This window comes from Epilithonimonas sp. 33E (assembly GCF_059372615.1).
Genome location: NZ_CM182009.1, coordinates 973,519 through 998,838, shown reverse-complemented (window position 1 = coordinate 998,838; position 25,320 = coordinate 973,519). Strand labels below are relative to the sequence as shown.

General features: G+C 34.3%; 16 protein-coding genes and 2 tRNA genes. 5 read left to right on the top strand and 13 right to left on the bottom strand.

Features of this window, described 5'->3' with window-relative positions; all coding sequences use genetic code 11:
- Positions 1-8: 8 nt before the first annotated feature.
- The 5 genes from AC5P2S_RS04640 to AC5P2S_RS04620 all read right to left on the bottom strand — a co-directional run bounded on the left by AC5P2S_RS04640 (position 9) and on the right by AC5P2S_RS04620 (position 10,348).
- Positions 9-6,569 (bottom strand): T9SS type B sorting domain-containing protein, encoded by a 6,561-nt coding sequence (locus AC5P2S_RS04640; RefSeq protein ID WP_494556393.1) that lies wholly within the window; start codon positions 6,567-6,569, stop codon positions 9-11.
- A gap of 332 nt (positions 6,570-6,901) precedes the next feature.
- Positions 6,902-6,974 (bottom strand) — tRNA-Phe (locus AC5P2S_RS04635).
- Between the two features lie 117 nt (positions 6,975-7,091).
- Positions 7,092-7,164, bottom strand: a tRNA-Phe gene (locus AC5P2S_RS04630).
- A 93-nt stretch (positions 7,165-7,257) separates the two neighbouring features.
- The gene (locus AC5P2S_RS04625) at positions 7,258-9,102 is read right to left on the bottom strand and encodes a bifunctional lysophospholipid acyltransferase family protein/GNAT family N-acetyltransferase (protein WP_494556392.1); all 1,845 of its coding nucleotides are present in this window, start codon (positions 9,100-9,102) and stop codon (positions 7,258-7,260) included.
- A 7-nt stretch (positions 9,103-9,109) separates the two neighbouring features.
- Positions 9,110-10,348: an aspartate kinase gene (locus AC5P2S_RS04620; protein WP_283417310.1), complete on the bottom strand. Its 1,239-nt coding sequence runs from the start codon at positions 10,346-10,348 to the stop codon at positions 9,110-9,112.
- 239 nt (positions 10,349-10,587) lie between these two features.
- Between AC5P2S_RS04620 and fbp the strand changes: the two genes are divergently transcribed.
- A complete protein-coding gene (gene fbp / locus AC5P2S_RS04615; protein ID WP_494556391.1) occupies positions 10,588-11,607 on the top strand; it encodes a class 1 fructose-bisphosphatase in 1,020 nt (339 codons plus the stop codon).
- 59 nt (positions 11,608-11,666) lie between these two features.
- A complete protein-coding gene (locus AC5P2S_RS04610) occupies positions 11,667-12,674 on the top strand; it encodes an o-succinylbenzoate synthase (protein WP_494556390.1) in 1,008 nt (335 codons plus the stop codon).
- Here AC5P2S_RS04610 and AC5P2S_RS04605 read toward each other — a convergent pair.
- Complete coding sequence (locus tag AC5P2S_RS04605; RefSeq protein WP_494556389.1) at positions 12,671-13,540, bottom strand: T9SS type A sorting domain-containing protein; 870 nt, start codon at positions 13,538-13,540, stop codon at positions 12,671-12,673. The genes AC5P2S_RS04610 and AC5P2S_RS04605 overlap by 4 nt on opposite strands.
- 247 nt (positions 13,541-13,787) lie before the next feature.
- On the opposite strand from AC5P2S_RS04605, the gene AC5P2S_RS04600 reads away from it, so the two are divergent.
- From AC5P2S_RS04600 to AC5P2S_RS04590, 3 genes are all read left to right on the top strand, one after another.
- Complete coding sequence (locus AC5P2S_RS04600; RefSeq protein ID WP_072998155.1) at positions 13,788-14,066, top strand: co-chaperone GroES; 279 nt, start codon at positions 13,788-13,790, stop codon at positions 14,064-14,066.
- A gap of 48 nt (positions 14,067-14,114) precedes the next feature.
- The gene (gene groL, locus AC5P2S_RS04595) at positions 14,115-15,737 is read left to right on the top strand and encodes a chaperonin GroEL (protein ID WP_283417314.1); all 1,623 of its coding nucleotides are present in this window, start codon (positions 14,115-14,117) and stop codon (positions 15,735-15,737) included.
- Positions 15,738-15,879: 142 nt separating this feature from the next.
- Positions 15,880-17,922, top strand: coding sequence for a M48 family metallopeptidase (locus tag AC5P2S_RS04590; RefSeq protein ID WP_494556388.1), 2,043 nt, complete (start codon positions 15,880-15,882; stop codon positions 17,920-17,922).
- Positions 17,923-18,098: 176 nt separating this feature from the next.
- Here the strand turns inward: AC5P2S_RS04590 and AC5P2S_RS04585 are convergent, their stop codons facing one another.
- The 7 genes from AC5P2S_RS04585 to AC5P2S_RS04555 form a co-directional block, all read right to left on the bottom strand.
- The gene (locus AC5P2S_RS04585; RefSeq protein ID WP_120212887.1) at positions 18,099-18,467 is read right to left on the bottom strand and encodes a septal ring lytic transglycosylase RlpA family protein; all 369 of its coding nucleotides are present in this window, start codon (positions 18,465-18,467) and stop codon (positions 18,099-18,101) included.
- A gap of 521 nt (positions 18,468-18,988) precedes the next feature.
- Complete coding sequence (rimO, locus tag AC5P2S_RS04580) at positions 18,989-20,290, bottom strand: 30S ribosomal protein S12 methylthiotransferase RimO (RefSeq protein WP_494556387.1); 1,302 nt, start codon at positions 20,288-20,290, stop codon at positions 18,989-18,991.
- A gap of 86 nt (positions 20,291-20,376) precedes the next feature.
- Complete coding sequence (locus tag AC5P2S_RS04575; RefSeq protein WP_494556386.1) at positions 20,377-21,768, bottom strand: exopolysaccharide biosynthesis polyprenyl glycosylphosphotransferase; 1,392 nt, start codon at positions 21,766-21,768, stop codon at positions 20,377-20,379.
- Positions 21,769-21,850: 82 nt separating this feature from the next.
- The gene (gene rfbC / locus AC5P2S_RS04570) at positions 21,851-22,396 is read right to left on the bottom strand and encodes a dTDP-4-dehydrorhamnose 3,5-epimerase (protein WP_494556385.1); all 546 of its coding nucleotides are present in this window, start codon (positions 22,394-22,396) and stop codon (positions 21,851-21,853) included.
- 4 nt (positions 22,397-22,400) lie between these two features.
- Positions 22,401-22,838 (bottom strand): adenylyltransferase/cytidyltransferase family protein, encoded by a 438-nt coding sequence (locus AC5P2S_RS04565; RefSeq protein WP_494556384.1) that lies wholly within the window; start codon positions 22,836-22,838, stop codon positions 22,401-22,403.
- Positions 22,839-22,895: 57 nt separating this feature from the next.
- Complete coding sequence (locus AC5P2S_RS04560) at positions 22,896-23,984, bottom strand: glycosyltransferase (protein WP_494556383.1); 1,089 nt, start codon at positions 23,982-23,984, stop codon at positions 22,896-22,898.
- A gap of 12 nt (positions 23,985-23,996) precedes the next feature.
- On the bottom strand, positions 23,997-25,316 hold the full coding sequence (locus AC5P2S_RS04555) for a GH39 family glycosyl hydrolase (protein WP_494556382.1): 1,320 nt from the start codon (positions 25,314-25,316) through the stop codon (positions 23,997-23,999).
- Positions 25,317-25,320: the final 4 nt, after the last annotated feature.

The following is a 25,320-nucleotide window of genomic DNA, read 5'->3' as shown; positions in this document are numbered from 1 at the left end:
CCTTTTTTTTAATTCCTATTTTTTATCACAAGATAACCTGTCAACAGCCTGCCATCTGTTAACACAATATGATACCAATAATTATCCGTAGGCAATAACCTGCCCGAAAAAGTTCCGTTCCAAAAAAACTTTCCTGATACTACTGTATCTAAGACTACTCTTCCATTCTTATCCATAACTCGAACTTTTGTACCCGGATAATTCTCTAATCCTTCTATTTCCCAGTTATCATTAATACCATCGCCATTAGGAGTTAAAATGTTATTAATCTTAAAAATAGTAAATTCTTTTAAAGAAACTGCACAAATATTGGAGACTTCTCTCACATATACCTTATGATTTCCATTATCCAAATTTTTAAAAACGTTAGAATTTTGCCAATTATTGGTATTATCTAATGAATATTCATAATTAGAAGCTCCTTTAATTATAACAGTAGCTGTATTATTTTCTATCTGAATATTTTGGATTTCCGGACCTGGCATATTAGGAATAACACCAGAGGTTATATTAACCAATATAGGCAATCTCAAAACACTCTCACAATCATTTACCGTCTGTGTTGCATAATAAGTAAAACCATCCTGTAATGACGTATTGGAAGGAAGAGGAATAATTGATAATTTATCAGCATACCATTTTATATAACTGCCATTCACCTTGACATCAGATAATTTTGCATTCTGACTAATACAGAACAATTGCGGAGAATCTCCGGTTGGCGGCAAAGTTGACTGGATACTAACCGTAACAGGAATACGATCACTTGTACAAGTCGCAACCACTTGTGATGCATAATATGTTTGTCCATCAACTAATAATGTAGAAGCAGCCAACTGACTAGTTCCAAATGCAGAGTTATACCATTTGACACCTGTTCCCGTTATTATTATGTCGGCAATTGTCGGCTTATTTTGTATACAAAAATATTGTTGGGCATCAGCAATTGGCTTTGGTGTACTATTAGTATACGTATTGATAATTACTATTTCAGGATCAGAGATACATCCATTAGGATTTTTATATCTCACACTGTATGACCCGGGAACAAGATTAGCAAATGAATTATTACCAACCCAGGTGAGACCATTATCTATTGAATACTGTACAGCTATACCTGCATTAACTAAAATCTCACCACTAGAATGGTGACAGTCTAATTGTTGAACTTGTACTACCGGCTTAACTGGCGTATCGATAGGCTTTTTTATTACTACAAGTACAGAACCCGATTCACAACCGGCAGAATTTTTGGTTTTAAGATAATAATTACCTGGAGATAATTGTCCTGAGTATGCACTTGAAGTATAAGTCAAACCATTATCAAAACTATAAGCAAATGCTGGTGTAGTAATATTAATATCCCCAAATGGATTAACACATGACGCTGGTTGATTAATGCTGTAAGTAGGTAAAACAGGTGCATTAGGCGGCATATCTATCGTTACTGACAATGCTGGCGATGGACATCCTGAATTGGAAAGTTTTTGTCTTACCAGATAGGTTCCGGGCGGCAATGTCGCATTAGAGCTTGTAATCCATGTAAGTCCATCATCAAAGCTATAATATGCTGCGGGAGATATTACTGCAATATTTCCCGTATTAGCAGTACAACCTACTGGTTGGGTAATTGAAACCTGAGGAAGCTCGGGTGTTAAAGGTCTCGTATTAACCGTAACTATTGCGGCAAAAGAGATACAACCGGCTGCATCTTTGATTACGATATTGTAAGTTCCGGGAGTTAAATTTGTCTTAGTGTCTGCAGCACCAAATGTAAGACCATTATCAAAACTATATTCCGAAGCCGGGCTTGTAACTTTGATTTCTCCGAATGCATTATTACAATCCGGTTGTTTTACAGCATAAGCTGGAGCTGGCAATGGAGCCGGCTTAGAAACCACCACAGTTGCAACATTAGAAATACATCCTGTTGTATTTTTAACTTTAACATTATAAGTTCCCGGCAGCAAGTCACTTTTAGAGTTTGAATAAGTGAATGTTAACCCATTATCAAAACTATAAGTAGAAGCTGGACTTGTAACGGTTATAGTACCTGTAGAAACACTACAAGTCGGTTGTGTTACAGATACATCAGGTGCTGCAATTGCAACTCCGGAATCCAAATTTACAACTGTTGTTTTTGATTCGCAGCTATATGAATTAGTTTTAATTTTAATAATATATGTTCCCGATCCAAGATTTGTTTTCATTGGATTAGTAGTCCAAGAGGCTCCGTCATTGAAAGAATAGCTGACACCTGTCGTATTAATTTTGATACTGCCGTCTGTACTATCACAAGCTGTCGGCTGTACTACAGTAACCGCAGGAGCAGCTGGGACATTGGGACTTGAATTAATATAAGTGTAGGCAGCCTGAGATATGCAACCAAAACTATTTTTTATCAAAATATTGTAATATCCGGAGGGAACAGAATTTTTAATTGGATTGGTAACCCAAGTTGTTCCATTATCAAAACTGTAAAGATCAGCAATAGTATTTACTATAATTGTACCTGAAGGAGATGAGCAGGTTGGCTGTATTGTTGTCACTTGCGGGGCATTCAAATAATACTTCTGAACATTTACATTAGCAGCAGTAGAAACACATCCGATTGAATTTTTAATCTTAATACTATAGTATCCCGGGGCTGGATTCAGCAATGAAGAACTTGTGGTCCAGGTAACACCATTGTCAAAAGAGTAAGATGCTGCATTGGAGACAACTGTTATACTTCCGTTGTTGCTACAAGTTGGTTGAACAACGTTAACCATTGGCCGGGGCAGATAATAAGCGTTAATGGATACACTGAAGCCATAAGGATCTGATGTGCAGTTCTGAGCATTTTTAATCATTATATAGTAATAACCACTAGTCAGGTTGTTAAGAACAGGATTGGTTGTCCAGGTATTTCCGCCATCAAAACTATATTGTGATGCTGAAGTTATAATTTTTATACTACCATTTTGCCCGCATACAGGCTGAGTGACTTCTACATCTGGCTTGGGCAGATAAAATCTATTAAAATTAAGATATCTTCCGGAAAGGTTGGATGTACAATTTTGACTATTCTTGATAGCTATAGAATAACTACCGGGCTGTAGATTAGTAAAAACAGGACTTGTGTTCCATGTGCTGCCTCCATTGATACTGTAAGAAGCAGCTGGCGTTGTAATTGTAATTGTACCTCCAACACCACACGATGGCAATGTGTAAGTATAATCCGGATCATCTAAATAGAAATTTTGTAAATTAACTGAAACTCCTGATGATTTACAACCAGAATTATTCTTGATATAAACACTATAATATCCTGGATTTAAATTATTAAAAACAGGAGTAGTTACCCATGTATAACCATCAATACTATATGAATCCGCAACCGCATTAACAGTGATACTTCCTTTACTTCCACAAGTAGGCTGTACAACTGTGACCGATGGAGCAGCTAATGAGGTGTCGTCCATGTAAAAACTAATACTATTAGAAATACATCCTGCTTTTTTCACTACCAGGCTATAATAACCTTTGTTAAGGTTGTTAAAATCTGCATTTGTTGACCATGAACTTCCTCCATTAATACTATATTGATCTGCTGCTGATGTAAATTTTATACTGCCAATTGTATTACCACAGCTTGGATTAACTGCAGTATATGTTGGTGACTCCAAATATGGCTGATTAAAATACGTATAAGCAGACTCTGAGATACAGTTCAGGTTATTTTTAATAACAATAGTAAAACTAGATCCTGTCAAATTGCTAAACACAGGATTAGTACTCCAAGTAGAGCCTCCGTTAATACTATAAAAATCAGCTACAGTATTGATGGTTATACTTCCTTTTGTTGTACAAGTTGGCTGCACAACTTTGAAAGAAGGCTGCGGTAGTTTTTGTTCGTACAAATATACATATTGAGCATAAGATTTGCAGCCAATGTTATTCTTCACCATAATCTGATAGGATCCCGCAGGTAATACTTTGGAATTGGTCGTAACCCAAGTTACACCATTATCAAAACTATAAAAGTCATATATGCTGTTAATAGTGATTTTTCCATTAACTCCACAACCAGGCTGCTCGACCGTATATATAGGATTAGGAAGGTAAGGCGGATTAAGAGTTACAGTAGTAGCCTGAGAAATACAGTTGGCACTGTTTTTAATTTTTATTGTATAATTTCCTGCTGGCAATTCTGCCAAATTGCTCGTAGTCCAAGTTGCACCGTTATCAAAGCTATATTGAGCTGCCTCTGTTTTTATATAGATAGCCCCATTAGTTCCGCACTCTGGTTGGATCACTTCATATTGTGGTGACTGATTCTCAAATTTATATACATAGATAGTTTTAAAATAAGATATGCAGCCCAAGTAGTTTTTGACACCTACAGAAAAATTACCTGAATTGACATTACTTAGAACATTCGATGTTACCCAGGTCGTACCACCGTCAAAAGTATAAAAATCTGCAGGTGTATTAATAGTAATACTGCCAGCAACCGAACAAGCGGGACTAACCAATGTATATTCCGGATCGCCCAAAGTTTGACTTTCTATAGCAACAACTTGCGGATTAGATATACATCCTGCAGCATCCTTTGTTCGGACAGTATACTTGCCTGGCTGTAGTTTATCTGCTACTGGATTATTAACCCAGGTTACACCATTATCAAAACTGTAATAAGCTGCAGAATTGGTAACAGTGATGGAACCTGTATCTCCACAAAATCTTGGCTGTGTCGAGTTGCAATTGGGGTACGGCAACAAAGATTGTACAATATCAACTTCTTGAGAGTAAGATATGCAGCCTTTGACAGTTTTGACTTTTACAAAATATTTTCCTGGATACAAATTAGATTTTATAGCATTAGTAGTCCAGGTAACGCCGTTATCAAAACTATACTCCGATGCGGGGGATATTACCTTTATTGTTCCCGAAGATACAAAACAGGAAGGTTGCATAACTTGTAAAGTTGGTGTAACGGCGGTTAAACTTGGTTCTATACTCACACTCGCAGTGCTACTACAGCCATAGCTATCTGTAACCGTAACGGAGTAAACTCCCGTATTGCTCACGGAAATAGTTTGCGTTGTTTCACCACCCGGACTCCAAAGATAACTGCTACCTGTTGATGCAGTCAAGTTCGTACTGCCCGAACAGACATTCAGGATACCTGTAATATTTGCAGTTGGATTCCTAACCTCTAAGGATACTGAAACTATTTTGTAACAGCCGGCATCTCGGGATATTCTTACATATACATTTCCAGTACCAGATGGATACTTAGTAAAATTGCTAATACTATTAGAATTACTAAGTGCATCGTTATAATTTTTAAAATAGGTAAAACTAAGACCTGCTGTAGATGTTACTACTTTGCTATCAAAATCAGTGAGATTAAAATCCTCTACTCCATTCCCATCAGTATCACATTTTGATAATTTTGCCGTGTTTACAGGGATATTACAAGAGGATGAGCAATTAAGAAAACTGATATCCCAACCTTCATTAGCGTCTGTATCCGAAGCATTTGTGAAAAAGTTATTACCACCGCAGGAACTGCCTTGTATATCATAATCTACATATACACCTACATTATAATTTGCTTGGTTTGTATTGGGAAAATCCGAATTACTAAGAACAAAATTAAATTTTTTATTAACATTATCAATTGTAGCAGATTGTGTTGTATAAACAGTAGCACCGCTTTCATTAAATAATTTCAAAGTGATATTTTTGACAGATGCGGTTACTCCGCCGGAATTTGGAACCGTAAACACACCTGAAACGTTAATGGGTAATGTTGGACAAACAGCATTCAAAGGGCTAAGATCAATGCTTCCGACAAAACTCTCATTCGAATGTAGCAGACAAATATCATCTACATACGCATATCCAAAATGTCCCCCTAATCCACAACGCGACGCCATAAACTCCACCGTAAATTCCTCATTATTAGGAATAGAAGAGATATCGAGCAATCCTGACTGCCAGTTGGCTGTATATAATGTCACATACCCGTAGCTGCCGTCCGGAACTTTTGTAAATATACAGTTCTTTTCATCGCCAACAAGACAAAATTCACTTACTACAACATTTGACTTATTAAGTATTCTTGCTTTAAAAAAAGCTTGATTATCAGTATGGCTATTATCATAAACACTTTGAAGGATGGCCTTATAATTAAATTTTACAAAATTCTCATTATTGGTTTTGAATCTTTTCCCCTGTACTATTGATCCATAAGTACTTGAATTAGGATAATTAATTTTAAGGGCATACTGATCAAATGCTTTTATGTCTCCCATATAAGAATCGATAAGATTGGCAGGAACAGTTGTTGCCATCAGATCTCCGTCAGTAGGATCATATTGATTAATATAAGAGTCTGCTTTATTAGAAATAGACCTACACTGCGTTGGTCCGGGCGGATCTCCTATAGAAAATAAAAAATTCTTAAGATAGTTTTTCCCCCCAACACTTTCAAATTGTTCAAAGCCGCCATTAGAACACAATTCCACAAGAGTTGGGGTTGCCTTTAACATTTTTTTCTTTTCTGAAAGAACTTTCATCACTCTCTCTTTTAGAAACTTTTCTCTTAAAACATGATTTGTTATTATTTTCCCATGCGAGTCTTCTACAATACCATTTGAAAGATAATTGATTGTATCACTTTTTATTTGTGAAAATAATTGAGAATATATAGTAAGTAATAATAAAAAATAGAGTTTTCTCATCATGAAGTTTTGAAAATTAGTTTTTTTTGCAAAAATATTTCTTTTTTGAAAATAAGCAACTTTTATTATTAAAATATAAAATTAACTTTCAAAACTCAATTTTAATATGAAAAATCAGACAATAAAGTAGCAAAAAACAAAAACCGCCTAAATCAGGCGGTTTTAAGTGGTTTCTCCAGGGATCGAACCAGGGACACACGGATTTTCAGTCCGTTGCTCTACCAACTGAGCTAAGAAACCATACTCCATTGTTTTGAGTGGTGCAAAAATACACTCTTTCCTTTTATAATCCAAATTAGATTAACACTAATTTAATATTTTCCAATAAAAAAGCCACCTGAACCAGGTGGCTTTAAGTGGTTTCTCCAGGGATCGAACCAGGGACACACGGATTTTCAGTCCGTTGCTCTACCAACTGAGCTAAGAAACCATACTCTATTGTTGTTTTGAGTGGTGCAAAAGTATATTCTTTATTCTTATAATGCAAATTATATTAGAATTTCTTCGCACATTACTATAAAAATCATTGATTATCAGAAGATTTTTTTTCGGTCTGCGCTTTGAAAAAATCACTCAATTCTTCCAAAACAGGCTTAATTGTATCTTCCGGAAGATCACTAATCCTGATATACATCAATCCGTCAATCGCATCATTGAAATTAGGATCGACATTAAAAGCAATCATTTTTGCATTTTGTTTAATATATTTCTTAATCAAAACAGGCAATCTTAATTCAGGTTCAAGATCATCAATGATCTTATCCAGCTTATTGAGATCAGCATCCATATCTTCAAAGAATAAGGCTTTATCACGCTCCTTCATCACCACCTTGAATTCATTCTTTGGGTGAATGTATTGAGCCACTGCAGAATCATAATAATGAGAGCGCATAAACTCTATCATCAAAGATTTTGAAAACTCTGAAAACTTGTTACTGATACTCACGCCGCCCATCAGGAATTTGTGTTCCGGATTTCTTAGACAAACGTGAACAATTCCTCTCCAAAGCAGAAATAATGGAAACGGTTTTTGCTGATATTCAACAGAAATATAGGCGCGTCCCATTTCGATTACCTTTCGGAAAAACGGTTGTAATTCAGGATCATATTCGAAAAGTGAGCTGGTATAAAATCCGTTGATACCAAATTTTTTCATCACTTCGGAACCTAGAGCCATTCTGTACGCTCCAACCAGCTTTTTATCTGCATTATCCCAAAGAAAAAGATGATGATAATGATTATCGTACTCATCCAGATCAAAAGGCAAATTAGTACCTTCACCAATGGCCCGAAAGGTCAGTTCTCTTTGCCTTCCGATTTCTCTCATTATGGAAGGAATTTCTTCTGATTTGGTAAAAAACACATCATAGTCACCGTGAGAAAAAAGCCTTTTGTTTTCGGTATTTTTCAGTGTATTGATTTCATTAATGATGTCTTCTACAGGCGTCTCATCAATGATATTCTGGACGATGTTATTCTGTTTCTGAAGTGGTAATTTAAGCGCCATATTAGGCAGCTTCAGTTTCTCAGTAATACTTTTTCTCCGTTCATAATAAGACTTCAGCATATAAACCTTATTATAGAGATAATCGCCTAGTTCTTCAATCGTTTCTTCCTCTTCCATTTGTTTCACAGAGATTGGCTTTCCGATCCGGATTCTGATCGGCTTATCTCTTTTCTTCATCATTTCTGCGGGCAGCATCATCGTTTGCAAATCGGGGTGCAATTTCGCTACATTATAAAACATTTGGCTGTTGGTCGCGTGAAAATACATTGGAACAACAGGGACTTTTGCTTTTTTGATAATTTTCAGCGCCGTTTTTCCCCACGGTCTGTCGAGAACTTCGCCGTATTCGTTATTTTTATTAGAAACTTCACCGGCAGGAAAAATCCCCAAACATCCACCCTCTTCCAAATGTTTGAAAGTTTCTCTCATTCCGGAAGAACTGCTGTAAGCTTCTTTTCTGCTTTCGAAAGGATTAACGGAAATCACGAAAGGAGCCATAGGCTCTATTTTCGATAACAGGAAATTTCCCATTACTTTGAAATCCGGGCGAACACGTAACAATATTTTACACATCAATATCCCGTCCAATGCACCAAGCGGATGATTGGAAACAATAATGAACGGGCCTGTTTTCGGAACTTTGGCAAGATCTTCTTCAAATACAATATAACTAAGGTCCTGCTCTCTGATAAATTCATCAAAAAACTCTACACCTTTTGTATGTTTGAGTTTGTTGTATAGATTATTAACATCATTGATCTTAGCAAGATTCATTATAGCTGAAGCCACAGGTTTCTTGAGGAAACCAATTTTATCCAGTCCGGATGCTTTTATCAAGTCTTCTTTGGAAATTAAGCTCATAGTTTTTTTATGCGGTTACCATTTGGAAGGTTTTTTTGGAGATCTGTTCCAACAGGACTTTTTTGTCTTTGTAGAATTGATCCAGTTTTTCCAGCTCAGCATTTCTAACCGTGAACAATGATACATTCTTGGTCATCTGAGTGATGAAACTCTGCTGCAATTCTTCATTAAGCTGGTTGGCATTTCCAAATTTATCTTCCAAACATAAAGCTAATGAAATTGCTGAATTCTGCATCAAAGAAACTTTAATTTTATATTTTGCCAGAAGTGTAAAGATCAAACTCATATGATCCTCAGCAATAAAGGAAAAATCCCTTGTTTCCACATTCAGCAACGTTTGATTTTCTTTCAGGATGTAACTTTCGATCAATTCATTTTCCTCGGAATTTCCTACTTTGGTTCCCGGTTTTTTAGGCTCTACAAAAGATTTTACAAAAAACGGAATATTCTTCTGCTTAAGCGGCTGAAGCGTTTTTGGGTGAATTACCGATGCTCCGTAATAAGCCATTTCGATCGCTTCTTCGTAAGAAATATGAGATAGCAATTCTACATTTTCAAATTTTCTCGGATCACCAGTCATCACACCTGGAACATCTTTCCAGATTGTCATTTCGTCAGCATTAAGACAATAAGCGAAAATCGCCGCCGTATAATCTGAACCTTCTCTACCTAATGTCACTGTAAAATTATTACTTTCCGAACCAATAAAACCCTGTGTCACATAACAGTTGATCTTATCCAGTTTAGAAATATTCTGTTCAGTTTCCTGCCAGTTCACAATTCCTTCTCGGTAATTACTGTCCGTTTTGATATAGTCTCTCGCATCCAGCCAATGGTTGAAAAACTGAATATCATTCAAATATTCGCTTAAAATTTTAGATGAAATCATCTCTCCGCAACTCACTACTTGGTCATAAACGAAATTATAATTTGGTGATTTATTTCTTCTTAAAAATGAATCGATATCATCAAAAAACAAAGAAATCTCTCCAAAAACCGGATGATTTTCTGAAAATAAACCTTTGGCAATATCGATGTGATTTTTTTTGATTAATTCAATTTCTGCCTGATAATCCTGTTTCTTGAAATAAAACTCGACCACTTTCTCTAGCGCATTGGTTGTTTTTCCCATTGCTGAAACCACCAGCAGACATTTTTCAAAACCCTGTGTTTCAAGAACCAAGGCCACATTTTTCACACCTTCGGCATCTTTTACAGATGCTCCACCAAATTTGTAAACTTTCATTAGATTTTTAACTGTTAGAATTTATTTGTCAATCAAAAAATGGTTAATTGATTATTAACCTTCAAAAATATTAATAATGAACGAAATATGAAAATTGACACTTAATTTCCAATGCTTCGAAATGAGATAATAAAACCATATTAATCTATATTATAATGATTATTATCAATTCTTGATGAATTTAGTTTTATTTGATTAAAAAAAAATTTAGTTTTGTAGGAAATCAAATTAACCAATTTATGTCGCATCAGGGTTTACAGACTTTAGGAGAGTTCATCATCGAAAAACAGGATGATTTCAAATATTCTACAGGAGAATTATCGCGTCTCATCAGTTCTATAAGAATTGCTTCAAAAATCGTAAATCGAGAAGTCAACAAAGCCGGAATTGCTGACATCATTGGAAATGTAGGTAATCAAAATATCCAAGGCGAAGATCAGCAAAAATTAGATGTTTTAGCCAATGATATTTTCATCGCAGCTTTATCTCAAAGAGAAGTTGTCTGTGGAATTGCTTCCGAGGAAAGTGATGATTTTATCGAAATCAAATGCACCGAAAATGCTCACCTCAGCAAATATGTTGTATTGATCGATCCTTTGGACGGATCTTCTAATATTGATGTCAATGTTTCTGTAGGTACAATTTTTTCCATTTACAGAAGAGTTACAAATCCCGGAACTCCTGTTGAGCTTAAAGATTTTTTACAAAAAGGCGTTAACCAGGTTGCCGCAGGCTATATTGTTTACGGTTCTTCTACAATGATTGTTTATACTACCGGGAACGGAGTGAATGGATTCACACTCGATCCTTCCATCGGAACCTATTACCTGTCCCATAAAAACATCAAATTCCCAATTTCCGGGAAAATCTATTCTATTAATGAAGGTAATTACATCAAGTTTCCCCAAGGTGTGAAAGATTATATCAAATATTGCCAGGAAGAAGAAGGTGACAGACCTTACACCTCCCGTTACATCGGATCATTAGTATCTGATTTTCACAGAAATATGCTAAAAGGAGGCATCTACATTTACCCTTCCACTTCACAATCTCCTAATGGAAAACTGAGACTGCTTTATGAATGTAATCCAATGGCATTTTTAGCCGAACAAGCCGGCGGAAAATGCAGTGACGGATTCAAAAGAATTATGGAAATCGAACCAACAGAACTGCATCAGCGCGTTCCTTTTTTCTGTGGAAGCGCTGCAATGGTCACCAAAGCCGAAGAATTTATGGCAAAAGCTGTCAACAAAAAATAATATTGAAATTTTAAATCATATAAAAGACCGGTTCGCCGGTCTTTTCTTATTTTTGTAGTATGAAGACGGCAAAATTTCATCAATATATTCTGAATTTTAAAGTACCAAGCGGAACTTCGCGCGGTGTTCTGAATACCAAAGAAACTTATTTTATAGAAATCTCTGAAGGTGATAAAAAGGGAATCGGAGAATGTTCTCTTTTCCGGGGATTAAGTTTTGATGATGATGATGACTATGAAAATGCTTTGGAATGGGCTTGCCGAAATATTAATTTGAAACTGGAAGAACTGCAGGAAGAATTGGTCAATCATCCTTCTATTATTTTCGGAATCGAGCAGGCGCTTCTTAATCTTGAGCATCAGGGAGATCTTTATTTTCCAAGTGAATTTACAGAAGGAAAAGATTCGATTAAGATTAATGGTTTAATTTGGATGGGTGATTCAGATTATATGCAGTCTCAAATTGAGGAAAAAATAAAGAATAATTTTACTTGCATTAAACTAAAAATTGGAACCGATTGGGATTCTGAAAAAAAAATATTAAAATCTTTAAGACAAAAATTCCCGAAAGATAAAATCGAACTTCGTGTGGATGCCAACGGCGCTTTTTCTCCGGAACAGGCTAAAATTGTTTTACAGGAATTAGCAGCTCTCGATATTCATTCAATAGAACAACCGATCAAAGCCGGAGATTGGGAAGCAATGGCGGAACTTTGTAAAAATACGCCGACACCAATTGCTTTAGACGAAGAACTGATTGGCATTCTTAATTATGAATCCAAAAAAGATCTATTGAAAATTATCAAACCTCAATATATTATTTTAAAACCAAGTTTGATTGGAGGATTTTCCGGATCTGATGAATGGATAGAATTAGCTGAGCAAAATAACATCGGTTGGTGGATCACTTCTGCTCTGGAAAGCAATATCGGCCTCAATGCTATTGCTCAATATACTTACATCAAAAAAAATCCGATGCCACAAGGTTTGGGCACCGGAAGTCTGTTTACCAATAATTTTGAAACACCTTTATTTTTAAAAGGCGAAAATCTTTGGTATAAGAATTAATTTTTAATAATTTTCTGACTAAACATCTCGTTATCTTTTGTTTTGATTTTCAAGATATATTCGCCATTCGATAATGTTGAAAGATTAATTGTTGATACATTTTCGTAGCTGTTAATCACTCTTCCATCCACCGAATAAACCTGAACATTTCTTACCTGATCTGAAAATTTAAGATCATTTTTAACAAGGGTGTTAAGCACGATCTGTTTTTTTGTTGTGTCAGAAATCGCTAATGTTTGAGTAAAGATGTATGCACCTGTCACAACATTAAAGCTCACGTTGAAATTTCCGGCAACTGTAGCATTAATATTACCTCCGGCAAGTACAGCTATACCATTCGGAAACAAGCCTGACCCGCCATTCCCCCAACTCACGAGCCAGCCGGCTTCTAATCTGAATTTGAATTCTCCAACAGGCATACTACAATTATTCAAATTATAGGTAATCCCGTCAACAGTATTTAAAAAAATGTCAGTTGTCCATGCTGTTCCTATATTTTGTCCACAAATTGAAACCCTTGGAAAAGCAGTTAAAACAAATGCATAAACTCCTGTTAATTTGTTAAAAGTAATATTATAAATTCCGCCAGTTGTAACATTAATATTAGCACCCGAAAGAATTCCCACTCCAACTGGAAAACTTCCTGAACCCCAACTATTTGTCCAACTGTGATTTTCCCGAAATTTGACTTCTCCGGGCACAAGCGTTACATTAGTTGCAGTATAAAGAACCCCACTTATGGAAGGTGCTAAATCTATGTCATTATTCCAGTTATTAAACTGTTGCCCAGTTAAAGAAATGGTTTGAGCATTACATACAAAACTTGCCAAAATAAGGCATAATCCAAGAAATAGTTTTTTAATCATGACTTAAAATTTTTTAGTTATTAATAATTATTATTCAAATTGTTTGCCAAATATTTCATATAAAATCTTAAATTTTTGCGAAAAAACTAATCATAATAAACTATGATAAATACTGACATTTTTTCACATCATTTAAAAAATTTCTGCCAAATATTACGTTTTGGTAATGAATTAAGACATCAAAAATAATTGGCACATTGTTGGAGACTAACCAGTCAGAATAAATATTAAAAAATTATATATAATTATGTCAGTAAATTTTAAACCATTAGCAGACAGAGTTTTGGTAGAACCAACTCCAGCTGAAACAAAAACAGCATCAGGAATCATTATCCCAGACACAGCAAAAGAAAAACCACAAGAAGGAACTGTTGTTGCGGTAGGACCAGGAAAAAAAGACGAACCTACCACTGTAAAAGTTGGCGACAAAGTTCTTTATGGAAAATATTCCGGAACTGAATTGAAGTTTGAAGGTAAAGACTACCTGATTGTAAAAGAAGGAGATTTACTAGGAATCATCGGTTAATATTAAAAATTCATCTGAAATTAAAATTTTCGACTAAATCAAAAAATTATGGCAAAAGAAATAAAATTCGATATCGAATCAAGAGACGCTCTTAAAAGAGGTGTTGATGCATTAGCTAATGCAGTAAAAGTAACTCTGGGACCAAAAGGTAGAAATGTTGTCATTGAAAAATCTTTCGGTGCCCCTCACGTTACAAAAGACGGTGTTTCTGTAGCAAAAGAAATCGAACTTGAAGACAGAGTAGAAAACATGGGAGCGCAAATGGTGAAAGAAGTAGCTTCTAAAACCAACGACATCGCTGGTGACGGTACAACTACAGCTACCGTTCTGGCACAGGCTATTGTAAGAGAAGGTCTTAAAAACGTTGCAGCCGGCGCCAACCCAATGGACTTGAAAAGAGGAATTGACAAAGCGGTTTCTGCGGTTGTTGAAAACCTGAAATCCCAATCTCAGACTGTCGGTGACAATAATGATAAAATAAAACAAGTTGCTTCTGTTTCTGCGAACAACGATGAGACAATTGGTTCCCTAATCGCTGAAGCGTTTGGAAAAGTTGGTAAAGAAGGTGTGATCACTGTAGAAGAAGCAAAAGGTATCGATACGACCGTAGATGTTGTAGAAGGAATGCAGTTTGACAGAGGTTACCAATCACCTTATTTCGTTACTAATCCTGAAAAAATGGTTGCAGAACTTGACAATCCATACATTCTTTTGGTCGAGAAAAAAATCTCTTCCATGAAAGAATTATTGCCAGTTCTTGAGCCTGTAGCACAAGGTGGAAAATCTTTATTGATTATCTCTGAAGAAGTTGAAGGCGAAGCTTTGGCAACTCTGGTAGTAAACAAATTGAGAGGTTCTCTTAAAATTGCCGCAGTTAAAGCTCCAGGATTCGGAGATAGAAGAAAAGCAATGCTGGAAGATATCGCTATCTTAACCGGCGGACAGGTTATCTCTGAAGAAAGAGGTTTCACTATGGAAAATGCTTCTATTGAAATTCTTGGAACCGCCGAGAAAGTAGTAATTGACAAAGACAATACAACTATCGTGAACGGCGGCGGTGATGAAGCTCAAATCAAAGGAAGAGTAGCTCAGATCAAAGCTCAGATGGAAACTACAACTTCCGACTATGACAGAGAAAAACTTCAGGAGAGATTGGCTAAACTAGCTGGTGGTGTTGCTGTACTTTACGTAGGTGCTGCTTCTGAAGTAGAAATGAAAGAGAAAAAAGACAGAGTGGACGATGCACTTCATGCTACAAGAGCAGCTGTTGAAGAAGGTATTGTTGCAGGTGGAGGTGTTGCATTGGTAAGAGCCGTTGCCGCGCTTAACTTCGAAGGTGATAATGCTGACGAAACAACCGGTATCAAAATTGTAAAAAGAGCGATTGAAGAACCATTAAGACAAATCGTGGCTAATGCCGGTGGTGAAGGTTCTGTTATTGTAGCTAAAGTAGCGGAAGGACAAGGTGACTTCGGGTACAATGCTAAGTCTGACGAATACGTGAATATGCTGGAAGCAGGAATCATTGACCCTACAAAAGTAACAAGAGTTGCTCTGGAAAATGCTGCTTCTGTCGCCGGAATGCTTTTGACAACGGAATGTGTTATCACAGAAGTTAAAAAAGATGAACCTGCAATGCCAATGGGTGGCGGAATGCCAGGAATGATGTAACGGTCAGCAGCCGAAGCAATATAAATTAAACCGTTCAGATTTTCTGAGCGGTTTTTTGTTGAATTTTTGTAAAATAATTTATCGAATATATTCTTAAAATACCTTTTGATTCTTTATTTTTATGAAAAATTAATTACCGTTTATGTTGATTCAGGTTTCAAAAGAATTTAAAAAGAAAAGCAGCTCTGCCATTCTTTCCATTATCTTATTTATTATTGTCTATATTTTACTATTTCTTTCTGCCATTGCTTTAACATTAGGCTGTGTTGCAGCCGGAATTTTCCTGATTGCCGCAAAACCGATGTTTTCCACACTGATGATCGGCGCCGGTCTTGCCGGATTCGGGATTATGATTTCATATTTTTTGATAAAATTTCTTTTTAAAAAGCACATCAATGACCGGAGTTCGCTTACAGAAATCAAACGTACTGATGAGCCACAGCTCTTCGCAATGATCGACGAAATAGTGAAAGAAGCCGGAACAGATTTCCCCAAAAAAGTCTATCTTACCTATGATGTTAATGCCAGTGTTTTTTATGACTCAAACTTCTGGAGTATGTTTTTGCCCATCAAGAAAAACCTGATTATTGGACTTGGTCTTGTCAATGCCTGTACAAAGCAAGAGCTGAAAGCCATTTTAGCGCACGAATTCGGGCATTTTTCCCAGCGCTCGATGAAGGTTGGAAGCTACGTTTATAATGTTAATCAAATTATTTTCAATCTGATAAACGACGACGAATCTTACAGAAAAGCCATCGAAGGCTGGGCTAACACAAGCGGTTACTTTGCCATTTTTGCAATGTTAGCTTTGAAGGTATCACAAGGCATCAAATGGATTCTTTCAAAGATGTATTCCTTTGTAAACATTCGTCATATGGCACTTTCCAGAGAAATGGAATTTCACGCTGATGAAGTTGCTGCGAATATTGCAGGATCAAAAGCTTTGGAAGAATCATTATTGAGATTAGATTTAGCTGCCAATTCTTACAATAATGTGATTAGTTTTTATGATGGGAAGATTACGGACAACAAAACAAGCAAAAACATCTACCGAGAACAATTTTTTGTAATGAATTTCCTCGCACAAGAAAGTGAAATCGAAACGAAAAACAATCTTCCTTTTATAAAAATAGAAGAAGCAGGTTTATTCAACAAGTCCAAACTAGTAATAGAAAATCAATGGGCCTCGCATCCGTCAACCGAAGATCGCGTAGCAAGACTACAACAACTTAATATCAGTAAACAAAGCGATAACGATTCGGCAAGATTATTATTTAAAAATATTGAAACAACTGAAGAAAAATTAACTTCGAAATTATTTTCTCAAGTTCAATACGATCATCCAAGTTCTGAATTAAGCTTTGATAGTTTTCGAAATGAGTTTGAAAACAATTACAATAAAAACTCATTTGACCGGATCTTTAATGGTTATTACGACAATAAGAACCCGAATACTTTTAATCAGACGCTTTCCAATCCATCAGAAACTAATATTACCTTTGATGATTTATTTTCAAAAGAAAAAATTGAATTGGTTTATACACTGATTGCTTTGGAAAATGATAAAGAAATCATCAAATCAATTGCTGACAAAACGTATCCAATCAAAACATTTGATTACGATGGGAAAAAATATAAATCACAAGAGGCTAAAACTCTGATTCCAAAGCTTGAAAATCAAATCAAAACCCTGAATGAAGAAATCACTCAAAATGACATTAATATTTATCATTATTTTGTTGGTTTGGCAAAAACTCAGAATATGGAATACGAGATGAGAAATCAGTTTTTTGAGTTCCACGAGTATGACAAAGTTTATGAAGAAAAATTCAATCTCTTTACCGAACTTAGTAAGGCATTGGATTTCGTAAGCACGACAACGCCATTTGAGCAGATTAAAAAGAACTTCTTTAACCTTAAACCTTTGGAGACAAAACTGAAAGCAGAGCTAAAAGATATCCTGAGCAATCCATTTCTAAACGAAGAGATCAACGAAAATAACAGGAAAGATCTGCAATTTTACATCGATAATGATCTACTGTACTTCAATCAAAATCAATATATGGAACATCATTTACAGCAATTGTTTTTTGCTGTCAACAGTTTCCATTTTTATATTGGACGAAAATATTTTCTGATGAAGAAAGAGTTGTTAAATAAAATGGCTTCCTTAAAGCAATCTTAATCCTAAACATTTGTAATTTTATCCTAAAAATCAACAACAGTGTCGATTGTCATTACAGACGGAAAACCAATTACCCTAACAGTAATGAATGAAATCTGGAATTAAAAACCATCATATACTAAAAACAAAAAACCATCTCGTTTTGAGATGGTTTTTCTTTTTAATGTAAGATAATCTTAGTCGATAATTTCGTATTCAATGGCGATAGTACCTTTTCTGGTATCTGCGATTGAACTAAATGCAGCTTTGGATAGATCAAAGGCTCTTGAAGAATGGTAAGGACCTCTGTCATTCACTTTCACTACAACACTCTTCCCAGAAATCAAATTAGTAATCTTTACTTCTGTTCCAAAAGGAAGGGTTCTGTTAGCAGCGGTTAACTCTTTATTATTGAAAATCTCTCCGCTTGCTGTTTTTCTACCATTAAATTTATCGTGGTAGAACGATGCAAAACTTGTTTTGGCATCTGTGGCATTACTCTTGAAGGAATAAATACCAAGTGTTGAAATCATCATTATGATTACGAGAATAACTCTTTTCATCATTTTGAACATATTTATTGGTTTTGACTCTGCAAAGATATTCGGAATGATGTCTGAAACATCGCTTTTGGGTTTCAGATGCTGCGAACACGCCAAAAACAAAATTTTGATAGCCGCAATGTAGCTATAGTAAGGTGATCACAGAATTTGTTAAAAAATGTTAATTATTTTATAACATTCTTAAAAATTCCACATTATACCGACCTACCAAAAATAAATAAAACGCTGAAAATCAATATTTTAAATTTTAAACACCAATTTAACATTATCAATATAAAACAATATTAAATCAATGTTAGCTAAATATAAATACTATAAAGCAAAATAGTATATCGATTCGATGAAAAATAGTAAATTTAATTATCAATAATTGAAAATATTAAAATTTAAGCTATTTAAAGACCTAAAAGAAATGACAAACAATTGAAAAACAACAACTTATACAAATTCATTGTTTTTTTTAACAAAAACAAAAAAACACCAACTTAAAAATAAGATGGTGTTTTTATTATAAAAATGTTGAGTTATACTAATTCTCCAATCAAATCGTAATCCTCAGCTGAAGTAATTTTGACGTTAGCAAACTCTCCAATAGAGATATAAACGTCTTTTGCAGAAACTAAAACCGTATTATCAACGTCGGGAGAATCATATTCCGTTCTTCCTACGAAATAATCACCTTCCTTTCTGTCAAATATACATTTGAAAATTTTACCAACTTTCTCCTGGTTTTTCTCCCAAGAAATTTGCTGCTGGATTTCCATAATCTCCTCTACTCTTTTCTGTTTCACCTCGTCCGGGATAATATCTTCCAAAACATAAGCCGTCGTATTTTCCTCGTGGGAATATGTAAAGCAACCTAATCGGTCAAATCGCTGATCTCGCACCCATTGTTTTAATTCCTCGAATCTTTCTTCTGTTTCTCCAGGAAAACCAACAATCAAAGTTGTTCTAATCGCCATATCCGGAACTTTCTCACGGAATTTGTCCAGAAGAGCATTGGTCTTCTCGAACGTCGTTCCTCGTTTCATTGCTTTCAACAATTCTGTGTTGATGTGCTGAAGTGGTATATCAATATAATTACAAATCTTTGGCTCTGTTCTGATAATATCCAGAACATCTTCTGGAAATCCTGTTGGGAAGGCATAATGAAGACGAATCCATTCAATACCGTCCACTTTGATGAGTTCCTGTAAAAGTTCACCGAGAGCTCTTTTTTTATAAATATCCAACCCGTAAAAAGTCAAATCCTGAGCGATAAGAATTAATTCCTTAACTCCTTTTTTTGCAAGCTTTTGCGCCTCGATAACCAATTTTTCAATAGGTGTGGAAATATGCCCACCTCTCATCAAAGGGATTGCACAGAACGAGCAAGGCCTGTCACAGCCTTCAGAAATTTTTAGATAGGCGTAATGCTTGGGAGTTGTTGTTAGCCGCTCTCCTACCAATTCGTGTTTGTAGTCCGCACCAAGATGCTTCAATAAAATTGGCAAATCACGTGTCCCAAAATACTGATCAACATCCGGAATCTCACGAATCAAGTCCGGTTTATACCTTTCGGAAAGACAACCTGTTACGAAGACCTTTTCTACAACACCCTGATTTTTAAGATCCACATATTCTAAAATCGTATTAATGCTTTCTTCTTTTGCGTTATCTATGAATCCGCAGGTATTAATAACCACTACATCACCTTTTTCCTCATGCACGACTTGCTTTCCATTAGCTTCCAGCTGACCCATTAAAACTTCTGAATCATAGACATTTTTGGAACAGCCAAGAGTTACGATATTAATTTTCTTTTTACCTACAGATTTGGTACGCATTATTTACAATTTTAAGACTGTAAATTTAGGAATAAAAAAAGGAATCAAAAATTTGATTCCTGATTGTTGTATTTACATAAAAAACATTAATATGCTTGCTCATCTCCTTTTAATATATTATAGAAAGTAAGAAAAATAATTTTAAGATCAAGGAAAAAAGACCAATGCTGTATATACCAGATATCTTTTTCTATCCGTTTTTCCATATCTCTATCAGAAAATATCTCCCCTCTGGAACCCATAACCTGTGCCCAACCTGTAATCCCAGGCTTTACAACGTGTCTGGTCATGTATTTTTTTGTGATTTTGGAATACTGTTCAGTTTGAGATAACATATGCGGCCTTGGTCCTACCACAGACATATCACCAAGAAAAACATTAATAAACTGTGGAAGTTCATCCACACTGGTTTTTCTCATAAATGCTCCAAATTTAGTTACTCTGGAATCATTTTTTTTGGCAATCTGAAGATCAGCAACCTCATTAACCGACATACTCCTGAACTTAATACAATTAAAAGGCTCGTTATTAAGACCGGATCTTTTCTGCAAAAAGAAAACAGGGCCTTTGCTCTCGAGCTTGATGATAATTGCAACAATAGGAAGCAGCCAGGATAAAATAAAAGTTATTACGAATAATGAAAACAAAATATCAAAAACTCTTTTTAAAATTTGTTTCCTTGGGCTTGAAAGTGGCTCTTTCAGCAACTTCAAGAATGGAACATCCTGAATAATATCAAGATAATACGGGCTCAAATATTTATATTTAAAGTTCGGATCCATATATATCCTGATCATCTTATGTTCTGCCAGGTTAACTATTTTCTCAAAAAGGTTAACATCAATTTTATTGTCACAAAATATGATACTATTGAATTTAGAATTTTCTATATCTTTAATAAGGTCATCAATGTTTCCAAGATACATTTTATTATTGTAATCATTATCCGCACTATATGTACCGCGGATTCCCAGGTTTCTTCTTAGATTATTGTTTACAAGAAGGGATTCGGAAAACTCGCTTTCTCCAATAATAACCGTCTTGAATGTATATAGCTTGCGCCCGATTTTAACTCTGTTTTTTTTTCGGTATAAAAATAAAATAAACCGTGAAGCGAACATGAACAAGCTTATAGCTAAAAAATAAAATCCAAATTTTGCGTAGTTTATATTGTTCGAAAAGATTAAAAATAAATAAACTAATAAAAATAAAATGAAAAGTAAAATTGATTTTGTTAATGCATTGAATTGTAATGAAGATTCCTTTAAGGTTTGATTTTTATATAATTTTGTAAATTGCGTTATAACAAACCAAGAGAAACTAATTATTAAAAATTGAACTTTGTAATCGATACTGAATAATTCGCTTTTTTGAGTTTCAAAAAAATAAAGATTATTAAGATAAAGTAAAAGATTAATAACAATATAATCTACAACGAGAAATATCTTGGGCAAGTGTCTAAATAGATAAACAATCATATATCTAGTCAAGTTATGTTGTTAATTCCTTTTAATTCGTCTTTAAAGATATTAAAAAGAAAGGTTATTAGTGTTTTTGAATTCAGAAATTTTTAGAAGATAAGCCAGGCATAATCATATCTTTTTCTGAAATAATGATATCAGAATCCGGTAACTGCCAATTTATATTAAGGTCAGGATCATTCCATAATACGCCACCTTCTGAATCTTTGTTATAAAAATTATCACATTTATAAGAGAAAACTGCTGTTTCTGAAAGCACGGAATAGCCATGGGCAAAACCTCTAGGAACATAGAATTGCAGTTTATTTCCCTCTGTGAGTTCTACGCCAAACCATTTACCAAATGTTGGTGAATCTTCTCTTAAATCAACTGCGACATCGAAGACTTTACCTTCTAAACAAGAAACTAATTTTGCTTGTGCATGTTCTCCTTTTTGCAAATGTAACCCCCTTAATACTCCATAAGACGATTTGGAAATATTGTCCTGAACAAAATGTCCATTCATTCCTGTCAATTCTTCAAATCTTTTCTCATTGAATTTCTCATAGAAGTAACCTCTGTTATCATTAAAAATAGTAGGTTCAATTATATAGCAATCCTTTAGAGGAGTTTCTATTAATTCCATAGAGTTATTTATTTACTTTTTGTAACTCTTGATCAAAAACAGCTCTTTTTAGGGCAGAACTAGAAAATCTATGATCACGCTTATTATAATAAATCTGTATTCCTTTTTGTTCACAATATTCTTTTCCAGTAAACTGCTTTTCCTTATAATCATCACCGATTATTCTGACATCGATTACAAAAGACTTCAATATATCCATAAGATCTTCTTCTGTATTGTAAGGGATTATTTCGTCCACAGATCTGCATGCTTTCAGTTGAATATATCTTTCAACAACAGATTGTGTAGGTTTGTTTTTATGGGGTCTATCGATTGTAGGATCCATTTGCAATCCAACTATAAGATAATCACAAACTGTTTTAGCTTCTTCCAACATTTTTACATGACCTGCATGCAGTAGGTCAAAGGCTGAAAAAGTTATCCCGATTTTTTCTGTTTTCATACATTAGTTAAAAGACAAAAATAAGATTATTTATATAAGAAAAAAAATATTACACTATCAATTGAAATTTCTTAAATATAAATCTAATAAATCTGAAAAATTTTTTTCTTTATGATATTCTCTAAAAGCTTTATTAAAAGAATTATCACCCTTTTTTTTCACTAATGATCTATCGGTAAATTTCTTTATTTTAGTTATAGCTTCATCTATAGAATTAAATGTATAGCCATTGTAACCTTCTTCCACACAATCTTTATTACCTACAATATTACTAACTACTAAGGGTTTCCTCATAGCCATTGCTTCAATTAAGGCAATGGGTAGACCTTCCCAAAGTGAAACCTGAAGATAAATATCAATTTCATTCAGTTTATTTAATAATTCTTCCCTTGTTCTGATCCAACCTGTCACTTGGATATTTTCTGATTTGATTTGATCCTGCAGTTCTCCATTCCCAATCCAAATAAAATTTGCGTCCGGTATTCTTTCCGCGATATCATTGAATAATTTTGGATTTTTCTGGGTGGTAAGTCTTCCGATTGTGCCTATAGTTAATTTTTGGTTACTTCTTGGATTAATAAGCATTTCAGGCAAATTAAAATCCACACCATTTCTTATGAGAACAGATTTTGATATTTTTTTTGAAATCTCAAACTCAGTGTTTCCAGAAGCAATAGTTAAACCTCCAAAAATAGCAGGCATAATATTTTCTATGAATTTGAAAATTTTTTTTTTCTCTTTAGAGATATTCTGTTGAATAAAAGCGTAGCCGTGTGGTGAATAAAATATCTTGCTTTTATTAATTAATCCAAGGGAAGCTAATCTACCAATAACGCTTGCTTTGGACGAATGAAGATGAAGGATGTCTGGTTGAATTTTTCTCAGAATTTTTCTTGTTTCTAAAATGACATCAAGATCTTTCTTCAAAACTATTTCCCTTTGCATATCTAGTTTATGAAGTATAACTTTAGAATCAATTTCATTACGAAAAATCTCATCATCAAACTCAATTCTGTTGGGGCTATAAATCAAATGAACTTCACAGTTAATTGTGGAATTTTGCACTAAAAAATTACATAAATCCTTTACATAAGTATAAACTCCTCCTCCGAAAGCTTCAACAAAATGAACAATTTTTTTTCTCAATTTTACTGTAATTTACTTACTATTAATACTAACATAATATAATTTAGAAGGCATTAAATCTTCAATTTGCACTCTGATTTTATTATCTTTTATATATATTTTTTTTTGTTTAATTAATTTTGGAGATTTAAGTGCAGTTGGTCCATTATCTGGAATTTCGTAAAGCTTTAGAGATGAAAATTTAATTTTGTTTACATTAACATTATCTATCGTTAAGTTAACCATTCTTGTTTGCAATTTTGTAACATTACCGAGTACAATAATTAAATCAAAACTTTGAGAAATATATGCAGATGTAATAATATTCTCATCACTACTACTAGACACCAACCTCTTATCTAAGGAGTCTGCATATAGTTTATATGACCACCACACGGACCTCAATTCTTTTTTGGGAGTAATTATACCGTCCATGGAATTATTAAAACACGTGTTACCTCCCAATTCAGGTGATAAATCCCAACACGTTTTACATGCCCCTTTTGCATTATTTTTTTCAACTGTATCAAGATATGCATATACAGCTAAAGGATTAAACTGCTCAGTCTCCCAAAGTATTTCAGGAATAAAGATATCCTTTATTTGAAGATCATAAAAATTATTTAACCAATTATTTCTTGCATAATTTATATTATTACCCATATTTTTTGCTTCATTTAAAACACCTCCCTCATGCCATGCAATTATATCTAATTTTATTTTGTTTTGTCTACAAAAAAATAAAAAGTCTTCCAAGTATTGTTTATCAAATCTTGACGTACCGGGACCTAATATTTTTGCGTTTTCTCCTCCTGGCAAACTTCTTATCTTATCATGAGCCATTTTAAAAGCGCTAAAAAACTGCTCTTTTGAGCCTGACCAAAAATTTGTATCTGGTTCATTCCAAATATCATAGATTACAGTATTACCATTTTCTTTGTAAATTTTTTCTATAAATTTTAAATAATTCTTCGAATCTAAAAAAGGTTGAATCCGTTCGCCACTACCTGATTCTTCATTAATTGTTTTATATATACATAAATCACTTAAGACAACAATTGGAATTATTTCCCTTTTTGTGAGTCCTGTAATTATTTCTCTTCTTTGCTTATAACTAAATAAATAATTCCCTAATCTCCAATATTTAGGTTTCAAAATTTTTATCTGTTCATTCAAAGCATCAATATCATTTAAATGAAGAAATCCAGCAACTGATTCTTTTTTTGTTTGTTTAGATAAATCCACATATACAGAAGAGGATTGTCCATAAAAAAACTGTTTAAAAAACATCTGTATTGTGATTAGCAAAAAAAATAATACTAAAACAATTTTTATTTTAGATTTGCCATTCATATTT

Coding starts and splice junctions, on each gene's coding strand:
- fbp (WP_494556391.1), top strand. CDS start 10,588: ATGTCGCATCAGGGTTTACAGACTTTAGGAGAGTTCATCATCGAAAAA.
- rfbC (WP_494556385.1), bottom strand. CDS start 22,396: ATGGAATTAATAGAAACTCCTCTAAAGGATTGCTATATAATTGAACCT.
- AC5P2S_RS04575 (WP_494556386.1), bottom strand. CDS start 21,768: ATGATTGTTTATCTATTTAGACACTTGCCCAAGATATTTCTCGTTGTA.
- AC5P2S_RS04620 (WP_283417310.1), bottom strand. CDS start 10,348: ATGAAAGTTTACAAATTTGGTGGAGCATCTGTAAAAGATGCCGAAGGT.
- rimO (WP_494556387.1), bottom strand. CDS start 20,290: ATGCGTACCAAATCTGTAGGTAAAAAGAAAATTAATATCGTAACTCTT.
- AC5P2S_RS04610 (WP_494556390.1), top strand. CDS start 11,667: ATGAAGACGGCAAAATTTCATCAATATATTCTGAATTTTAAAGTACCA.
- AC5P2S_RS04565 (WP_494556384.1), bottom strand. CDS start 22,838: ATGAAAACAGAAAAAATCGGGATAACTTTTTCAGCCTTTGACCTACTG.
- AC5P2S_RS04585 (WP_120212887.1), bottom strand. CDS start 18,467: ATGATGAAAAGAGTTATTCTCGTAATCATAATGATGATTTCAACACTT.
- AC5P2S_RS04625 (WP_494556392.1), bottom strand. CDS start 9,102: ATGAGCTTAATTTCCAAAGAAGACTTGATAAAAGCATCCGGACTGGAT.
- AC5P2S_RS04555 (WP_494556382.1), bottom strand. CDS start 25,316: ATGAATGGCAAATCTAAAATAAAAATTGTTTTAGTATTATTTTTTTTG.
- AC5P2S_RS04640 (WP_494556393.1), bottom strand. CDS start 6,569: ATGAAAGTTCTTTCAGAAAAGAAAAAAATGTTAAAGGCAACCCCAACT.
- AC5P2S_RS04605 (WP_494556389.1), bottom strand. CDS start 13,540: ATGATTAAAAAACTATTTCTTGGATTATGCCTTATTTTGGCAAGTTTT.
- groL (WP_283417314.1), top strand. CDS start 14,115: ATGGCAAAAGAAATAAAATTCGATATCGAATCAAGAGACGCTCTTAAA.
- AC5P2S_RS04590 (WP_494556388.1), top strand. CDS start 15,880: ATGTTGATTCAGGTTTCAAAAGAATTTAAAAAGAAAAGCAGCTCTGCC.
- AC5P2S_RS04600 (WP_072998155.1), top strand. CDS start 13,788: ATGTCAGTAAATTTTAAACCATTAGCAGACAGAGTTTTGGTAGAACCA.